The organism is Vibrio sp. SCSIO 43132 (genome assembly GCF_019904195.1).
Taxonomy (GTDB): domain Bacteria; phylum Pseudomonadota; class Gammaproteobacteria; order Enterobacterales; family Vibrionaceae; genus Vibrio; species Vibrio nigripulchritudo.
In genome coordinates, this window is record NZ_CP063199.1 from 2,458,688 (window position 1) to 2,475,867 (window position 17,180).

At 44.7% G+C, this 17,180-nt stretch carries 10 protein-coding genes; 7 read left to right on the forward strand and 3 right to left on the reverse strand.

Annotated elements, in window-relative coordinates:
• Positions 1-56 precede the first annotated feature (56 nt).
• Both INR79_RS10980 and INR79_RS10985 read right to left on the reverse strand, forming a co-directional pair.
• Positions 57-1,316 (reverse strand): imelysin family protein, encoded by a 1,260-nt coding sequence (locus tag INR79_RS10980; RefSeq protein ID WP_004399767.1) that lies wholly within the window; start codon positions 1,314-1,316, stop codon positions 57-59.
• Between the two features lie 162 nt (positions 1,317-1,478).
• The gene (locus tag INR79_RS10985) at positions 1,479-2,075 is read right to left on the reverse strand and encodes a GTP cyclohydrolase II (RefSeq protein WP_004399766.1); all 597 of its coding nucleotides are present in this window, start codon (positions 2,073-2,075) and stop codon (positions 1,479-1,481) included.
• An 872-nt stretch (positions 2,076-2,947) separates the two neighbouring features.
• Between INR79_RS10985 and INR79_RS10990 the strand changes: the two genes are divergently transcribed.
• The 7 genes from INR79_RS10990 to INR79_RS11020 all read left to right on the forward strand — a co-directional run bounded on the left by INR79_RS10990 (position 2,948) and on the right by INR79_RS11020 (position 14,268).
• The gene (locus INR79_RS10990) at positions 2,948-7,357 is read left to right on the forward strand and encodes an ATP-binding protein (RefSeq protein ID WP_223094187.1); all 4,410 of its coding nucleotides are present in this window, start codon (positions 2,948-2,950) and stop codon (positions 7,355-7,357) included.
• On the forward strand, positions 7,354-8,646 hold the full coding sequence (locus tag INR79_RS10995; RefSeq protein ID WP_223094189.1) for a response regulator: 1,293 nt from the start codon (positions 7,354-7,356) through the stop codon (positions 8,644-8,646). The genes INR79_RS10990 and INR79_RS10995 overlap by 4 nt, the downstream gene beginning before the upstream one ends.
• A gap of 14 nt (positions 8,647-8,660) precedes the next feature.
• Positions 8,661-9,848: an EAL domain-containing protein gene (locus INR79_RS11000; RefSeq protein WP_223094191.1), complete on the forward strand. Its 1,188-nt coding sequence runs from the start codon at positions 8,661-8,663 to the stop codon at positions 9,846-9,848.
• Positions 9,849-9,987: 139 nt separating this feature from the next.
• Entirely contained in the window at positions 9,988-11,607 is a 1,620-nt protein-coding gene (locus INR79_RS11005; protein WP_223094193.1) for a methyl-accepting chemotaxis protein, read from the forward strand.
• A gap of 19 nt (positions 11,608-11,626) precedes the next feature.
• Positions 11,627-13,006: a hypothetical protein gene (locus INR79_RS11010; RefSeq protein ID WP_223094195.1), complete on the forward strand. Its 1,380-nt coding sequence runs from the start codon at positions 11,627-11,629 to the stop codon at positions 13,004-13,006.
• 9 nt (positions 13,007-13,015) lie between these two features.
• Entirely contained in the window at positions 13,016-13,411 is a 396-nt protein-coding gene (locus INR79_RS11015; RefSeq protein ID WP_223094197.1) for a phosphate ABC transporter substrate-binding protein, read from the forward strand.
• 284 nt (positions 13,412-13,695) lie between these two features.
• On the forward strand, positions 13,696-14,268 hold the full coding sequence (locus tag INR79_RS11020) for a TetR/AcrR family transcriptional regulator (RefSeq protein WP_223094199.1): 573 nt from the start codon (positions 13,696-13,698) through the stop codon (positions 14,266-14,268).
• 196 nt (positions 14,269-14,464) lie between these two features.
• Here the strand turns inward: INR79_RS11020 and gyrA are convergent, their stop codons facing one another.
• A complete protein-coding gene (gyrA, locus tag INR79_RS11025; RefSeq protein ID WP_022607025.1) occupies positions 14,465-17,080 on the reverse strand; it encodes a DNA topoisomerase (ATP-hydrolyzing) subunit A in 2,616 nt (871 codons plus the stop codon).
• Positions 17,081-17,180 lie beyond the last annotated feature (100 nt).

A 17,180-nucleotide genomic window follows, 5' to 3' on the forward strand; every position in this document is an offset into this window, starting at 1 on the left:
TCAAGTGTAAAAAGGGCTCATAAAGAGCCCTTGGATTTTATTATATTTTTATGCAATTAAAACTCGTGGTCAGCAGTGTCTGGGTTCAGGCTATCAATACCAATGATGCTCGCTGCACGCTCAATTGAGCCAGTTTGTGCGACAAGCGACATGATGGTGTCATTCACCAAAGCATTACCTTGAGAGTTATTCGCAGCAATCAGCTGATCAAAGTGCTGATTGTTTTTCTCAGCAGATACAACTAGCTGACCAACCTGCGCACGAGCGCGGTCAAACTGCTTCTGAATTTCTTTAGCTGCTTGTTTGTCTTTCTGCTCTACTAAGTCGTAGATGCTAGGACCAGATAGAAGCTGACCATTCTCACGCTTGTACAGACCAGTAAATACGTTGTAGATACCTTGTTCGTTGTAATAGTGAGAGTTGTGAGTGTTGTCAGAGAAGCAATCGTGCTCATCTTCAGTAGAGTTGGCTTCAAGTGCGACTTTCATACGCTCACCGGCAAGCTCACCCAGAGAAAGTGAACCCATCCCGAACAGCATTTTACGCAGACCGTTATTAGCAGATTCAGACAACAGTTCTGTACGGTAGTTACCCGCCTGACTTGGTGCCCACTGACCTTCCATCCACTCTAGATCTTGGATAAGAAGTTGAGACGCGGCTTTCAGGTATTCACGGCGACGGTCACAGTTGCCATTGGTACAGCCTGAACCATCAATAAAGTCTGTGTATGAACGCTCACCCGCACCCGAGTTTGTGCCATTCAGATCTTGTCCCCATAGAAGGAATTCGATGGCGTGGTAGCCGGAAGCAACGTTTGCTTCTGAACCACCAATTTCATTCAGGTCTGCAATCAGCTGAGGGGTAATCTGGCTTGCATCTACAACCTGAGAGCCAACCTGGATTTTGCTGTTGGCTACGATGTTAGCTTGTGCACCTTCGTTACCCAGTTCGTACTGGTAATCGGAAGATACGTAATCAATCAAACCTTCATCAAGTGGCCATGCGTTCAGCTGACCTTCCCAATCGTCAACGATGGCATTACCAAAACGGAAAACTTCCGTCTGCTGGTAAGGTACACGAGAATCAATCCAAGCTTGACGAACAGATTCCAAAGAGGTTTTAGAAGGGTTAGCGAGGAACTGGTCAATGGATTTGTCAAGTTTCTTAGCCGTATAAGTTGCATCAGAAAATACTGCGTGAGCAAGATCGGCATAGTGGGTTACGACTTGGCTTTTGGTTACTGCTGCGAAAGAAGCTGCGCTAGTCACGAGGAGTGAAGCTGCGACGGCACGAGCAACGAAACGTTTTGAGATCATGGAAATCGTCCTTGTTGAGCGAAATATTATCTGTAGTAATAGTGCTAATTATTATCATTTGCACCTTGATTGCGATCATACAAATTTACAATTTAAATACAAGCAACAAAAACAAAAAAACCCCACAATCGTGGGGTTTTATTCAAATAAATAATAAATCTATCACAAATCTAACAGGTGCTTACCATGGGAGACTTTAGCTTTTAGGTAACTCTCGTTTCCATTCTTGATATGAGCGTGGGTATTAACCACTTCTTCAATCTCAATGCCGTGTTCCTGAAGCTCTTTGATCTTTTTAGGGTTGTTAGTGATCAGGCGGATCTTAGGCACATTCAATGCTTTAAGCATTTGTGCAGCTTCAGTGAAGTCACGAAGGTCATCACCAAATCCCAGATGATTATTGGCCTCATAGGTGTTCATGCCTTCGCTTTGCAAGCGGTAAGCGTCAATCTTGTTGTACAGACCAATGCCACGCCCTTCCTGCCGAAGGTAAAGAAGAATTCCGCCGTATTCACCCATCTTCTCAATCGTTTCATCTAATTGCTCACCGCAATCACAACGCGAAGAATGGAAAACATCGCCAGTTAGGCACTCAGAGTGCATTCGAACTAGTGGTGTTTCCCCGGTTTTATCTGCTGATTTGAAAATGACTGCGACGTGCTCTTTGTCTGTTTTCAATCCATGAAAAGACAATAATTCTGCATCGATGTGACTTTTGGAACCAACTTTTAACTCTATTCTGGCTCGTACTTCCGCCATAACCCTTCCCATTTGAATTAAGCGCTTTACTGCACTTTTATATTAGCTCTATACATTGTATGACAGAGGTGCTCTGACTACTAGATGGGGATACGAGATAGGATAATCAAGCGATCACTCGATCCGTCTCTAGCACACAATTGTTATAATGTAACATTTAATTCAAAGAGGGCTCAAGCCCGTTTGGTAGCGCCTGAAAAAAGAAAAGCTCGCTAAATGCGAGCTTTCAAGAGCCGGAGTTGTAACGCCTCGATTCAGTGCTGTTCCTTCTGCCACAAAATAAGCTGAACCCATAGATTTTCGAGTTCAGACAGTTCTTCTTTTGTTAACACTGATAAAGTGGTTGCAGAACCTGAGCACGGAGATTGCGTAACAGCCGCATTGTGAATCTTATTTTGAAAGATTTGCCGTAAATTGGAGATTGTTGGTTCCACAAACATCGTCCCTTGGTGAGAAGCGTTTTTTCTATATAACTACAATAATTTATAAGAATGATAGTAACATTTATTATACAGTACAAGCCACGTTTAGCAGTTTTTCTGGCTTAATGTCACAAAAATCCAAGCACCACACTGAGCTAATAAAGAAAAAATCAAAAACTTCATAACCTTACAGCTTTACAACCATCAAAAAAGCGTTGCTATCGATTACATTGACAACAAAAATGTTATGAAAGCAATTATTATTGAGCTAAATAATAAAATACAGAGCTTATCAAGAAGTTATGTATTGGTCCTCTCCTTCCCCTTCTATATTCATCATTGATATTGTTTTGAAAACTAAACAAAGTTAACACCTTGTTTAACCGGGTAAATATCGAACCTGTTTCATTTTTTTTAAACTTTAATCGATTGCGATTACTGAGAATAAAAATGAAATTCGTCACATACATCCTATCTCTGTTCAGCATATTGGTCTTGAGCTTGCCAATAAATGCCGAACAAACAGAAGAGAAGCGATATTCCTACACCGTTAATATTGGTGTGTTGAAAGAAGACTTTGCCCCCTACTCTACCGTGAAGAAAGGTGAAGTGACTGGACTCTTGCCCAGTATCATTAACGAATTTCAGTTCTACGTTAACCGCAACATACATTTTGTCCCGTACGATAACGCCACGGATCTATATGACGCGTTGTTAAAGGAGGAAGTGGATGCCATCACTGCTCACGGGGCAAATTATCGGGACGTAGCACTGTCATTCACCAACCCTATTGTTTCTTCGCGTCAGATTGGATTGTCTCACGAACAAATTGGCTTCTATCATGAGCTAAATGGTCGGGTTCTGTCGTATGTGAAGCAGTTTGGTAATGAATCCTACCTGAAAGATTTGTATCCATCCTCCCGCCTTTTACCATCCGAATCCGTCAGCGACGCCATCTACAAAGTGGCAATGGAAGTCTCTGACGCGACGGTTGGTGACGGCTTAATGCTATATCAGCAGTTGCAAACCGGTCCTTACGCCGATTTTCTTTCTATTTCTCTGTTTGATGATTTGCCTGTTCAAAGTCATTTTCTGGCGACTAAATCCACTAACACCCAGTTAGTTGAAGAATTCAACCGAGCCATCAACAGTTTTCGCCGCAGTACCCGCTATAAGGAAATACTTAAAAACTGGCTGGATGAAACGCAAGAGCGCTTTCTGTTGGTACAGAACGATACTTTAGCTCTGACAGAAGCTGAACAGAAATGGCTTGGAACTCACCCCAGTGTGCTGGTAGTCACCAGAGGGAATTCGAAACCTATCGATTTTTATTCAGCCAACCTAGGTCACCAGGGGATATCAGCAGAGATTCTTCAGGAGATTGCCCTGATTACCGGGCTGAAATGGGATTACATCAACCTGCAAACATTGAATGAAGATGAACTGGACTACCACCATTCCAATACCAAGCCTCTGATTCACGCTGCTGCCAGTATCAAGCAAGAAAAGTACGCCGATCACCTGTTCTCTCGTCCCTACATGCAGGAGCCTTGGGTGGTCATAGGACGAAGCGAAAATTACACAGCGGGGCTGATGTTCTCGGAGCTTGATGGTGCCACGATAGGTACTGTAGACGATACCGTTGGAGTTGATGTCATTCGTGAGTATTGCCCGACCTGTAACATCAAGCTATTCAAAACCGACGACGAAGTATTAGAAGCGCTAGACAACAAACAGTTAGACAATGCTGTGATGTCACTGTTTATTGCTTCCCCTAAGCTGCAAAGCCAGTATGCGGGGCAATTGCGCGTGGTAAGCCTGCTGAATAAAGAAAGTGAAGTACCCGTCTCTTTTTCGGTTGAGCACGACCAGCAGCTTCTTATCAACATCATCAATAAAGCTCTTAGTGCAATTCCACCTAGCCGTATTCAGGAAATTCAGAAAAAGTGGCGTAACGCAAACTACGAAAGTGGGGTGAAAACGCGTGACGTGTTATACGGTTTACTGTCCGTTGCGGGTATCGCTGGTTTTATCATCTTGGTGATAATGGCATGGAACTGGAAACTCAAGAAAGAAGTATTCAACCGTAAAAAAGCCGAAGAAGATCTGAAAAAGCGAGTCAATTACGAGCGTTCTCTTCTTGATGCGATCCCCTTCCCTATCGTGGTTCGGGATGCCAACGGCATCATCCAGAGTACAAACAAAGCTGCAAGCGATCTGAAATACCTAAATTATCTGACGGAATCTCTGGTTAACAACAAGGATGAAGACAACCTCATTCTGAGTGGTTACTCTCTTCCACGCTTAGAGAATGAAGTGATCATTGATGGGGCAGAGAAACATTACGCTTACTGGAAATGCCCTTATGTCACGCCTGATCATCAGATCGACGGCACAGTGACCATTTTGGACGACATTACTGAACTTCATTTAACGCGAAAGCGCGCGAAAGACGCCGAGCAAAGGGTTCAGAAACTGGCTGATAATGTTATCGGCGCGGTACTTCAACACACTCAGAGCAAGCAAAACCTCCATTCCATACAATTTACTTTTGTTAGCGCCGGAATCTCAGATCTGATCGGTATTGAATCTGAACAATTGATGGTATCTCCGCGCACTTTTTTCAGCCCGATGAGGCAGAAAGACAAAAAAGAGCTGATCAAGTGTGTGCGTCATGCGCTGGACGAAGGCTTTATGTCGCAAGATGTTGGTCTAGTCATTGATGGCGAAGAAAAATGGCTTCACATTCAGAGCAAAATCACTGAGACAGAAGACAGCTATATCTGGAACACGGTTCTCACCGACATTACCGAGCTAAAACAACAGCAAAAGGAACTAAGAGAAGCCCGTCAGAAAGCCATTTCAGCAACAGAAGCGAAATCGCGATTTCTGGCGAATATGAGCCATGAGATCCGCACCCCAATTGGCGGCATCATCAGCTTGCTGGAACTGTGCGAGCAGTACTCAGTTGTGGATGAAGTAGAGAAGATTCACACCAGCCTTTCGCAATCGGCAAATAATCTGCTGCACATTGTGAATGACATTCTGGACTTTTCAAAAATAGAAGCAGGGAAACTCACGTTGAGCCCACAGCCCTGCGTTTTTGAGTCGCTGATCATTCGTATCACTCAGTTGCAGGCAAGACATGCGCAGGCAAAAGGGCTGAAATTCGCACTCTGGCTAGACCCTGCCCTTGCTTATCTGATTAGCATCGACGAAGTCCGGTTGGGACAAGTTTTGAATAATCTCCTCAATAATGCGGTGAAATTCACGGAGCATGGAACCATAAGACTCTCCGTCAGTTTGGTCGAAGAATCCGATCAAAAACAAACCATTATGATGCGCGTGATCGACAGCGGGATCGGGATTGAAAAAGACTCACTCAAAGGGTTGTTTCAACCTTTTGTTCAGGCAGATGAAGGTACTACTCGCAAATTTGGCGGTTCCGGGCTTGGATTGACCATCAGCAAGCAGCTCATCAACCAGATGGGTGGAGACATTGCCGTCAGCAGTCAGATCGGTTCTGGTTCGCAATTTAAGGTCATGCTGCCTGTTGATGTCATCGAACGTGCTGAAGAACTGGATAAGTCGCCACTCCAGGGGTTGATCATCAACGATTTCTTCCAGTCTGAAGAGCTGTGTACTTACCTTGAAAACTGGAACATAACCGCCAGCCGTGGAGAAACCCATAGCCGAGATAAGCTGGATTTCTTAATCAGCAAACATCAATGCGATTTGTTGTTTATTTCAGACGTTGATTACAACCAACTCCAGTTAACGGAAGAGTGGTGGAAAGCTCATCACAGTAATGTCCGTTGCTTAGTGCTTTCGGATAAAGGGATGCTATCCCCTACTCCGCAAGACAACCATTGGTTACTGTCTTCGAACCCAATAATTCCGTCTCAGCTTAAACATTGTATAGATTCCGATCCGGCACGAAACGATGCTGATTTGGTGATCGAGAATATTGAAGACAGCGCCCCTCTTCAAACACGAGACGAAGCGATTCATTCTGGTCGCTTAATTCTGATTGCCGAAGACCACCCAATCAATCGACAGGTCATCGCCAGCCAGCTCAAGCAGCTCGGTTATCACGCAGATATCTTTGTCGACGGTAAAGAAGCTTATGACGCATTCCAGAAGCAAAACTATGGTCTGATCATCACAGATTGCCATATGCCGGAAATGGATGGGTATGCCTTAACCAAAGCCATTAGAAAACTTGAAAGTCAGGAAAGCCTGATCCGCACACCGATCATCGCGTTAACTGCCAACGCCATTCAGGGCGAAAGAGAAAAGTGCCTAGAGCTTGGTATGGATGACTTCCTGTCTAAACCGACCAAGATGCCTGTAATGGATGAAGCCATTGCAAGGCTACTTCCACCAGTGATTGACCCGCCCAATACCGATTTAGAGCAGAGGGAAAATGAAGAAGAACCTGAGCTAGATTTCGGATTCTTAGATTTTTCAGATACGGAACTGCAAGCAAGTACCGAGCCTGAACACACTGTGGCTTTGCAGTCAGATGACGACTCATCAGAGATGATTGACGTACAGAAAGTATGCGACATTTTCGGGGATATGGAGATCGCCAAGCAGATCATTAAAGAGTTTATTACCAGCCAGAACAAAGATATGGACGAACTGAACTCCGTCTTGTCTCGCAATAGCCACGCCGACATCAAACAGGTAACGCACAGAATGAAAGGAGCAGCCAGAATGCTCGAATGCCAACCGCTTTCCGAAGCACTTGCTCGCTTTGAAGAGGCAGCAGACAAAGAAGATGAACACCTGTATTCAGAACTGTTTTCAGAGGTAAGCAGGCTCACCAATAGGCTCAATGAGAGTGAGCTTGCATGATGAATTCAATCTCAAACAAAAAAGTCCTGCTTATCGATGACTGTGAACTGATCCGGGGCACTTCAAGAATCATGATATTAAAATTGGGGTTTCAGGCAGAAAACATCTTCATGTGTGCGACCGCAAAACGAGGATTACAGCTCTGCAAAGCTCACGATTTTGACGTCGTCATCATCGACCAAAATCTTGGTGAAGGTGCAAGTGGCCTCGACTTTCTTAAAGCGCTACACATTCAGCAACTCAGACGATCCCATACCATTATCATTGTGGCAACTGCGGACAATTCTTCGCTTGTGGTTCAGAGGTTTTCACAGTATCGACCCAATTCGTATATTGTTAAACCACTGAGGATGGACTCACTCACTGCCAGCATACAGACTAATCTGGAGATACAGACACTGAGTGCTCGCGCTTGCGAGGAATACCATCGGTCTGGCATCAACGGATTTATGATGTCACTGCGCTCCACGTCATCGCCTAAAAAGGTCGCTCACGTAATAGAGCAATTTACGAACAACGAAAAAGCCACCCTGCAGCATCGTTTAATGGTTCTTCAGGCTTTCTACAAATCACACCCCACTCCTAAGTTAGGGTTGGGTTATGCATTTCTTTTACTGCAAGACCAACAAGTCAGTCGGGCGAATGATGTTCTCACAGAAATTAAACAAAAAAGTGGCATTCAGGCAGCCGAATATTTCCCGCTGGAACTGGCTATTTTGCTGGCACAGGGAAAAGTTAAGAAAATCAGAACCAAGCTGGTCTCTCTGGCTGAGGAAAAATCTCCTGATTCAAACGCCCTGTCATCTGCGTTGTGGCTGACTCATCAGAAACCGGATTTATTAGACTCGACAACCCTTTCCAAGATCAAAACAGCAATAACACAGGATCTTTGGTTCGACGAAGAACACAAACTTCTGCTTTGTTCTTTGCTGGCGAAAGGCAATTGGAACAAGGCAAAACTCCTGTGGGATTCCACACCCTTAGCTGTCAACAACCGATTTTCCGACGTTTACAAAACCCTGTTTGTCACCTGGAGTAAGCACAAAAGGGGTGAGAAAGATGACAAATCTCTCAACAGCTTGTTGAGTTCTCCACTGCTGGAACATTCTCCGTTAGCCAACCTATACCTAGCCGATCTTCTTGCTCATTCACCTAATGACAATGAAACCAACAAAACGCATCAACGCATTAACCATAACAGCAAAAAGGTCTTATGCTTTTTTAAAAGGCTGATGATTATGCAAGCGATCAATAAGCACTCTAAAGAAGAAGCCATCCAGCTTGCATAGTTGTAGGAGTCAGTATGGATAGACACGTATTAATAATCGAAGACCATGATTTCCAGAGAAAATTCTTACATCTCCAATTGGAAAAAGCTGGTCTTAACCACATCTCGTCCGTTTCCTGCGGTACTGAGGCTTTGGAATACATTGGTAAGCATCATCCAAACTTGCTTATCTGCGACCTCAACATGCCAACTATGGATGGTGTGGAGCTTTTACAAAAACTGGGAGAACAAAACTACCGCGGTGATGTGATCATCTCCAGCGCGCAAAATGAAATGGTGATTAACGCGGCAAACAAAATGTGCATCCAGTATGGTCTCAATTTGATTGGGCAGATGGAAAAGCCAGTAACAACCGAAAAGCTGGCTAACCTTTTGAACCAGACTGCCTCGTTAAGTACGAGTTCAGCTTCTTCTCAGATAGAGGTCACCGAGGCGCAAATCCGTCAGGCGGTGGAAAATCATGAATTTGAGCTTTATTACCAACCACTCGTCAACTTTAAAACGGGTGACTGGCAGGAAAGCGAAACGCTCATCCGCTGGAATCATCCCGATTATGGTGTGCTTTCCCCATTTTTCTTCTTAGATAAGGTTCAGCAATTGGGCTTGCTGCCTACGGTTGCCCTTCAAACTCTGAATCAGGCAATCAGAGACTTGCCTTATACCGAGTTTCGCCGTTTCGCATTCAATATTACCGCCAATGAGTTAATGAATGAACAATTCACGAACCACCTTTTGCAGCTTATAGAAAGCAACACTCTCTCCCCAACTCACATCCGGTTGGAACTGACCGAGTCCGATGTGGTGCAGAATCTTGGTCGCGCACTGGCTTCCGCCACTCGAATCTGTATGAAAGGGATCACACTGGCAATTGACGATTTTGGGACGGGATATTCTTCTCTTAAGTTACTGGAAGACCTCCCTTTTTCAGAACTGAAGCTAGACGTGGATTTCGTTAAAAACGTGAACCACAACCGTTCCTCCAGAGCCATCGTGGAAGCCAGTCTGTTTCTGGCAGAAAAACTGGGATTTGATACCGTTGCGGAAGGGATTGAGGACCAAAAACTATGGGCCACCATGCAAAGTTTGTCTGAGGTAAATGGGCTCGCACAAGGCTTTTTTGTAGCCAGACCTATGCCTGTAACGGAACTAGAGCAATGGCATAGCAACTGGAAAGAAAGAATAATCACCGAGAATTTAATCTAAGTTAAGATATTTATCTGGTGAATCTAAACAACGTCAGATGATTGTTTAATGTAACCGCTCAGTGTAATGAGCCAGACAAGATAGAATGACTGACAGTCAAAATGGTCCGATGTGATCAACCAATAAGTAAGTCTAAGTCATGCTACTGTCCCGATACATCTCTATCCGAAGCCAGTTTATCTTGCTGCTACTGGTGGTTGCAGCAAGTCTGTTTTCTATCATTTCAGTGAATGTCAGCATTCATTCTGAAAGCAGTGAACGTCTGAACACACTAGAAAAACATTACTACCCAGCTCTTGAAAGCGCCGTCAAGCTGAACTCTCTGTTACCAAGCCTAAAGCAGCAGTTCGATTCTGCTGTAGTGCTGGAAGATGAAAGCGCCCTGAGCACGGCAGAAGAACTGACCCTTACCCTGATTGGGGAAACGCAGAAAGGCGCGTCGGTTCTGCCAGAATACCGTTCTGACTTTACAACACTTCAGGCTAGCCTGAGCCAGTATTCGTCTCAGGCAAGACAGCTAAGCGTCGATTTTATTGAGCTCAATGGAACATTTGAAGAGCTTAGTCGCCGGGCAAAAGCCAACGATGAAACGCTAAAAACGCTGACTCATCAATCCGATAAGCTGCGCGAAATCATCCGCAACCAAGTTGTTGCCACCATTCAAGAATCAGAATCTTCCGCAAGCCATGCCTCCTCCATATCCTGGTTAATTGGAGGCATCTTAATGGTGGTTCTGTGTATGACGTCTTTCGCCATTCAGCATTCTATTACCCGTTCTATCGCGCTAGTGACCGAAAAAATGAAAGAGATCGCCAGCGGTAATGGTGATTTAACAGCGCGGATTGAGTACGCAGGAAAGGATGAAATTTCGAAACTGGTTGAACGCGTAAATCAGTTTATCGAGAAGCTGCAACTTATCATCAAGAGCACATTAGACAGCAGCCAGATGCTTGAAAAGGTCTCTAACCGAATGGAATTCAGCGCTCAAAACACTCTGGACTTAAACAACCAGCAGCAATCTCAGATAGAAGATGTCACCCATTCGATCAATGACATGCTGAAGTCCATTGAGCGTGTTGTCGAGTTCGCTGCGCAGGCAGACGGGCAAGCTCAGACCGCGAATTTAAAAGCGGAACAAGGGGCTGACATAGTGACCAGGACGTCCAGCCAGATAGAGCAACTGGCAGAGAAGATTCGCGATACCGCATCTAAAATTTCAGACCTGGAAGCAAACACAAACAACGTTGGCTCTATCCTGAGCACCATTCAAAACGTTGCCGAACAAACCAACTTACTCGCTCTCAACGCGGCGATAGAAGCGGCGCGAGCAGGTGAGCACGGACGCGGTTTTGCCGTTGTCGCTGATGAAGTTCGAGTGCTGGCGAGCAACACTCAAAGCTCAGCGACAGAGATCAACACTCTGCTTATAGAACTGCAGAACGAAGCTCACAGTGCAGTTGATGCGATGTCTCAGGGGTTAGAAAGTTCCGCTCTGGGTGTCACCAACGCCAGAGAAGCAGGGCAAAGCCTTTCTGAAATCACGACTCAGGTCGCCAGTATCACTCAGGTGAATAAGCAGATTGCTCAGGCGACAGAATTGCAGCATCAGACATCCAGCAATATTCAGCAGAGATTGGACGATTTCAATGCCTGCTCCCAGCAAGTTTCACAATCAACCAGTGAACTTGAATCGCTCAGTAACGAGCTAAGCCATATTGTCTCTCAATTGAGCCAATCTACTTCTCAATTCAAAGTCTAACCTCTTTCGGAGAATAATAATGACAAGAACTACCTTTCGCATGCTGCCTTTAGCTGCGATTTGTGCTGCTGCTTTTTCAGCCCAGGCGACTGAAGCAAATTCCGACCAGCGCATCGAAGCACTTGAACATCAAGTCAAGCTTCTGGAAGCGCAAAAATCTTCTTCACTAGCAGACAAAATCAGCTTCAATGGTTTTGCCTCGGTGAATATGCAGTTGGCAAACAACAAACATGGTTTTGCATACTCAACCGATCAAATCAAATTTAACGAAGGTTCGTTGGTTGGCTTGCAGAGCGAGTTTTCGATTAACGATTCAACGTCTGCAACCGTTCAGCTGGTTGCTCGTGGTACCAAGAGAGAGAGCTGGAGCCCTGACATTGAATGGGCATTCATCAGCCACCAATTTACGCCAAACTTCAAGATGCGTGGCGGTAAGCTACGTGCCCCACTCTTTATGTATTCAGATTACTTAGAAGTAGGCTATGCACAGGTTGGCGTTCGCGTTCCACAAGAAGTGTACTCCACGGTGGTTCTGACTTCGATTACTGGTGCAGACTTCATCTACGACATGGAACTGGATGACAGCACTCTGTCGTTCCAAGGTTTTGCCGGCGCTCAAAAGCTGACTGCAAATAAGCACAGCTACAATGCACCAACAGAGTTTAATGATATCTACGGTGGTGTAGTTAACTGGACTGACGATACATGGACTCTACGCGCAGTGTATGGTCAGGCTAAGGTGAATTCGGACGTAGACTGGAATTCAACGAATCCAGCTCTAAAACCACTTGGTGGAAAACTTTCCAATACGACATTCAACAATGAAGTTGCGAAATTCTATGGGATTGGTGGCCGCTACGACAATGGTAGCCTGATGCTGTCTTCTGAACTGACACGTACTGAAGTTGAAGGTTTCTATGCCGATGTTGATTCGGCTTACGTAACAACAGCATACCGCATTGACAACGTAACACCTTATTTCACCATTTCGCATATGAGAACGAAAGATAACGATGTGCGAGACAAACACTACAACTCGGTAAAAGGCAGTACCGCTAAACTTGCGGCTGAAGCTGAAGCTTTGCTAACAAGAGCCAAAGCTATTTCGGCAACCAACCCTGGTATGGCAGCAATACTTATGGCTCAAGCACAGCAAAAAGCGGCAGCAGCTAAAGCAGCGGGCAGTATCGAAGGTTCAGCAAAAGTCATCCAAGCAGCGCAAAACATCCAACGCACAACCTACAGCATTGGTGCTCGCTGGGATGTTATGACCAACGTGGCACTTAAGGGTGACATTAGCTACATGACTGGTTTTGGTGAAACATTTGGCGGGCTAAACTCCGAGAGCAAGGACAAAACCAACCTACTCTACACGCTGAAAGTGGACGTTGTATTTTAAGGAAAAGATATGTTTAAGAAGCTAGTTTTAGTATCTGCATTAGCGTTGACTTCCACAGCCAACGCAGCCGTTGTTGTGGTAGGTAACCCTTCGATGGATGAACTCAATGCATCAACAATCAAAAAGCTGTACCTAGGTAAGGCGAAGTCGCTGAATATTGAAGTACTGGATCTGGAAGACGGTCAGGCGCTTAAAGATGAATTTCACCAGAAAGTGACGGGTAAAACCGAAGCGCAATTGCAAGCTTACTGGGCAAAACGTGTATTCACTGGTAAAGGTCAGCCACCGAAAGCTCTACCAAGTGCTGAATTGGTGAAAAATACAGTTAAAAGTGGTCAAAACATCATCGGTTATATTGACGAAAGTCAGGTAGATGAGTCAGTTAAAGTACTTCTGAAACCTTAACGAAATACAGGGCAATTTGTAGGATTTCTCCGAATTGCCCTACATTCTACACACCATTACAAATATACCTCACCACCTTACAATTCTTACATTATATTCCTTCGCTCTCTAACCGTCTGTATTTCATATCTTTTTTAAGTTAACAAATTTTCACAAACATCAACAATTGACAACAATAACAATATTTAACACTAATCCTGTCGTTTGTTCAGGGTTGGGTAAATTGACATCATTCGCTCTATTAATAGAATCAAGCATATCAATAAGGGGGAGCGGTACTGATTATGCCAATGAATGAAAATAGAGAAGCGATTTTAAAAGCTGCTGAAGAACTTTTTTTAACTCATGCATTCAAACGAGTCACATTTAGGCTGATTGCTCAAAAAGCCGGAGTTAGCCCAGCACTGGTTGTTTACTACTTCAAAAATAAAGAACAACTTTTTGATCAGCTAATTGAAGAACACACACCTCGCCTGGCAAAAGAATTTGCTACATTTAATTCACGCAGCCAGGTCCAGTTGTCAGAAATTATCGTTAAGTATGTCCAATTCTGGCAAGACCACCCAAATATTCCTGTCCTTCTGACACGTGGTGGACTAAGCCAGGATATTGAATCCAGAAGAAAACTGGAAGAATCACGCTTTAACCACGTGACTAAACAAACCCTGTATTCCGCGCTCAGAAAGGTGCCAGGATGTAATGAAATGAACATCGATTATTACTACATGCTCGTTTCTTCACTAAGTACACAGCCTTATTTAAACATTGATACAAAAGAAGACTGTAATAAATTCAATATCAGTGGCTATACAAGAATTCTGGAAGATTTAAAATTTGCTGCACCTGCTCTCTGCTAATAAAAGGGCGTGACCTTAATTTAATTCAGAATTATCTAAGTTGATCAAAATATGCCTAAGTGGATATAAGTTCCCCCACTTAGGCATTTTATTATTTAATTACTTTTTATTTTTTTAAGCGATTTCTAGATAGAGCTTTCTTCAATAAAAAAGCCGTTTCAAATGAAACGGCTTTCGTTATTTAATTTGCTGGACTTTACTCTTCTGAGTCATCCTGCTGAGCAGCGGGTTGCTCTGCACTGTTTTCTGCTGATTCAGCTTCTTCACCTTCCGGCAAATCAGATTCCTCAACTTCATCAATGCGTTGCAAACCAACAACATTCTCGTCTTCTGCAGTTCTGATTAGCGTTACACCTTGCGTGTTACGCCCAACCTGGCTCACTTCAGATACACGAGTACGAACTAAGGTACCCGCGTCGGTGATCATCATGAACTCGTCGTTTTCTTCAGTCTGAACCGCACCAACTACGCAGCCGTTACGCTCAGAAACCTTAATAGAAACAACACCCTGAGTTGCACGACCTTTCGTTGGGTATTCTGCTAGTGGTGTACGTTTACCGTAACCATTTTGCGTAACTGTCAAGATGTCACCTTCGTTAGATGGGACGATCAAGGACACTACCTGGTCGTTCTCAGCGAGTTTCATACCACGAACACCTGCTGCGGTACGACCCATTGCACGAACTTTATCTTCAGAGAAGCGTACGACTTTACCTTCTTTCGAGAACAGCATGATGTCGCTGTCACCGTCGGTAATATCAACACCAATCAAAGAATCGTCATCACGAAGGTTCACAGCAATCAGACCGTTTGAACGAACGTTAGCGAATTGATCCAGAGACGTCTTCTTAACTGTGCCGTCGCCCGTTGCCATAAAGATGTACTTATCAGCAGAGTACTCAGATACTGGCAAGATAGCCGTTATACGTTCACCTTCTTCCAATGGAAGAATGTTCACAATTGGCTTACCACGAGCATTTCGGCTCGCTTGAGGTAATTGATACACTTTCAGGCGGTACGTCTTACCACGGGTCGAGAAACATAGAATGTTATCGTGAGTGTTCGCAACTAGCAGACGTTCGATGTAATCTTCATCTTTCATCTTCGTTGCGCTCTTACCTTTACCACCACGACGCTGTGCTTCGTAATCGCTTAGGATTTGGTACTTCACGTAACCTTCATGTGACAGAGTTACAACCACATCTTCTTGAGCAATCAGCTCTTCCATGTCGATGTCGTGAACCGCTGCTGTGATTTCTGTGCGACGAGTATCGCCGAAACCGTCACGTACTGCTTCAAGTTCTTCACGAATCACTTCCATCAAGCGCTCTGTGCTAGCCAGAATGTGCATCAACTCAGCAATTTCTTCCAGAAGTGCCTTGTATTCATCAAGAATCTTTTCGTGTTCCAGACCAGTCAACTTATGTAGACGCAGATCCAGAATCGCCTGTGCTTGCTGCTCAGTCAGGAAGTACTGACCGTCACGGATGCCGTATTGCTCTTCTAGCCAGTCTGGACGAGCGGCGTCAGTACCAGCACGTTCAAGCATTGCCGCTACATTACCTAGATCCCAGCCACGAGCCACAAGACCAGCTTTCGCTTCGGCAGGAGTTGGCGCATTACGGATCAATTCGATGATTTCATCGATATTCGCCAGTGCAAGAGCCAAACCTTCCAGGATGTGGGCACGGTCGCGAGCTTTACGCAATTCGTAGATAGTACGACGTGTCACAACCTCACGGCGGTGATCGACGAAGCACTTCAGCATGTCTTTCAGGTTAAACAGTTGAGGCTGACCATTGTTCAGCGCAACCATGTTGATACCGAAAGTGGTCTGCAGTTGTGTTTGAGCGTAAAGGTTATTCAGAACCACTTCGCCGACTGCATCACGCTTACATTCAATAACAATGCGCATACCGTCTTTATCAGACTCATCGCGCAGTGCACTGATGCCTTCCACTTTCTTATCTTTAACCAGTTCAGCGACTTTCTCGATCAAACGAGCTTTGTTGACCTGGTATGGGATTTCAGTAACAACGATGGTTTCTTTACCATTCTTGTCGGCTTCGATCTCCGCTTTAGAACGCATGTAGATCTTACCGCGACCTGTCTTATAAGCATCAACGATGCCCTTACGACCACTGATTAGAGCTGCAGTTGGGAAGTCAGGACCTGGAATGTAATCCATCAGTTCATCAATAGTGATTTCTTCATTATTGATGTACGCCAGACAACCTTCGATCACTTCGGTCAGGTTGTGGGGCGGGATATTTGTTGCCATACCTACCGCGATACCAGAGGCACCATTCACCAGTAGGTTAGGAATTTTTGTTGGCAGTACCGCAGGGATTTGCTCAGTACCATCGTAGTTAGGTACGTAATCCACTGTTTCTTTGTCGAGATCAGCCAAAAGCTCGTGGGCAATTTTTGCCATACGAACTTCGGTGTAACGCATTGCCGCAGCAGAGTCACCGTCTATCGAGCCAAAGTTACCTTGGCCATCGACCAACATGTAGCGAAGCGAAAAAGGCTGTGCCATACGCACAATTGTGTCGTATACAGCACTATCACCATGTGGGTGGTATTTACCGATTACATCACCAACCACACGGGCGGATTTTTTATATGGTTTGTTCCAATCATTGCCTAGTACATTCATCGCGAACAATACGCGGCGGTGTACTGGTTTTAGGCCATCACGCACATCAGGAAGAGCACGACCCACGATTACGGACATCGCGTAGTCTAGGTATGAACCTCGAAGCTCATCTTCAATATTTACGGGCGTGATCTCTTTAGCTAGATCGCTCATAGAGCCATTATCCCTCTATAGTTTGATCGTATGTTAGATACGTACAAGGTTCAAAAATATAACACACAAATACCCCATTCGGCATCTCTTTCCCCTTCGT

Coding starts and splice junctions, on each gene's coding strand:
- INR79_RS10980 (WP_004399767.1), bottom strand. CDS start 1,316: ATGATCTCAAAACGTTTCGTTGCTCGTGCCGTCGCAGCTTCACTCCTC.
- INR79_RS10985 (WP_004399766.1), bottom strand. CDS start 2,075: ATGGCGGAAGTACGAGCCAGAATAGAGTTAAAAGTTGGTTCCAAAAGT.
- INR79_RS10990 (WP_223094187.1), top strand. CDS start 2,948: ATGAAATTCGTCACATACATCCTATCTCTGTTCAGCATATTGGTCTTG.
- INR79_RS10995 (WP_223094189.1), top strand. CDS start 7,354: ATGATGAATTCAATCTCAAACAAAAAAGTCCTGCTTATCGATGACTGT.
- INR79_RS11000 (WP_223094191.1), top strand. CDS start 8,661: ATGGATAGACACGTATTAATAATCGAAGACCATGATTTCCAGAGAAAA.
- INR79_RS11005 (WP_223094193.1), top strand. CDS start 9,988: ATGCTACTGTCCCGATACATCTCTATCCGAAGCCAGTTTATCTTGCTG.
- INR79_RS11010 (WP_223094195.1), top strand. CDS start 11,627: ATGACAAGAACTACCTTTCGCATGCTGCCTTTAGCTGCGATTTGTGCT.
- INR79_RS11015 (WP_223094197.1), top strand. CDS start 13,016: ATGTTTAAGAAGCTAGTTTTAGTATCTGCATTAGCGTTGACTTCCACA.
- INR79_RS11020 (WP_223094199.1), top strand. CDS start 13,696: ATGCCAATGAATGAAAATAGAGAAGCGATTTTAAAAGCTGCTGAAGAA.
- gyrA (WP_022607025.1), bottom strand. CDS start 17,080: ATGAGCGATCTAGCTAAAGAGATCACGCCCGTAAATATTGAAGATGAG.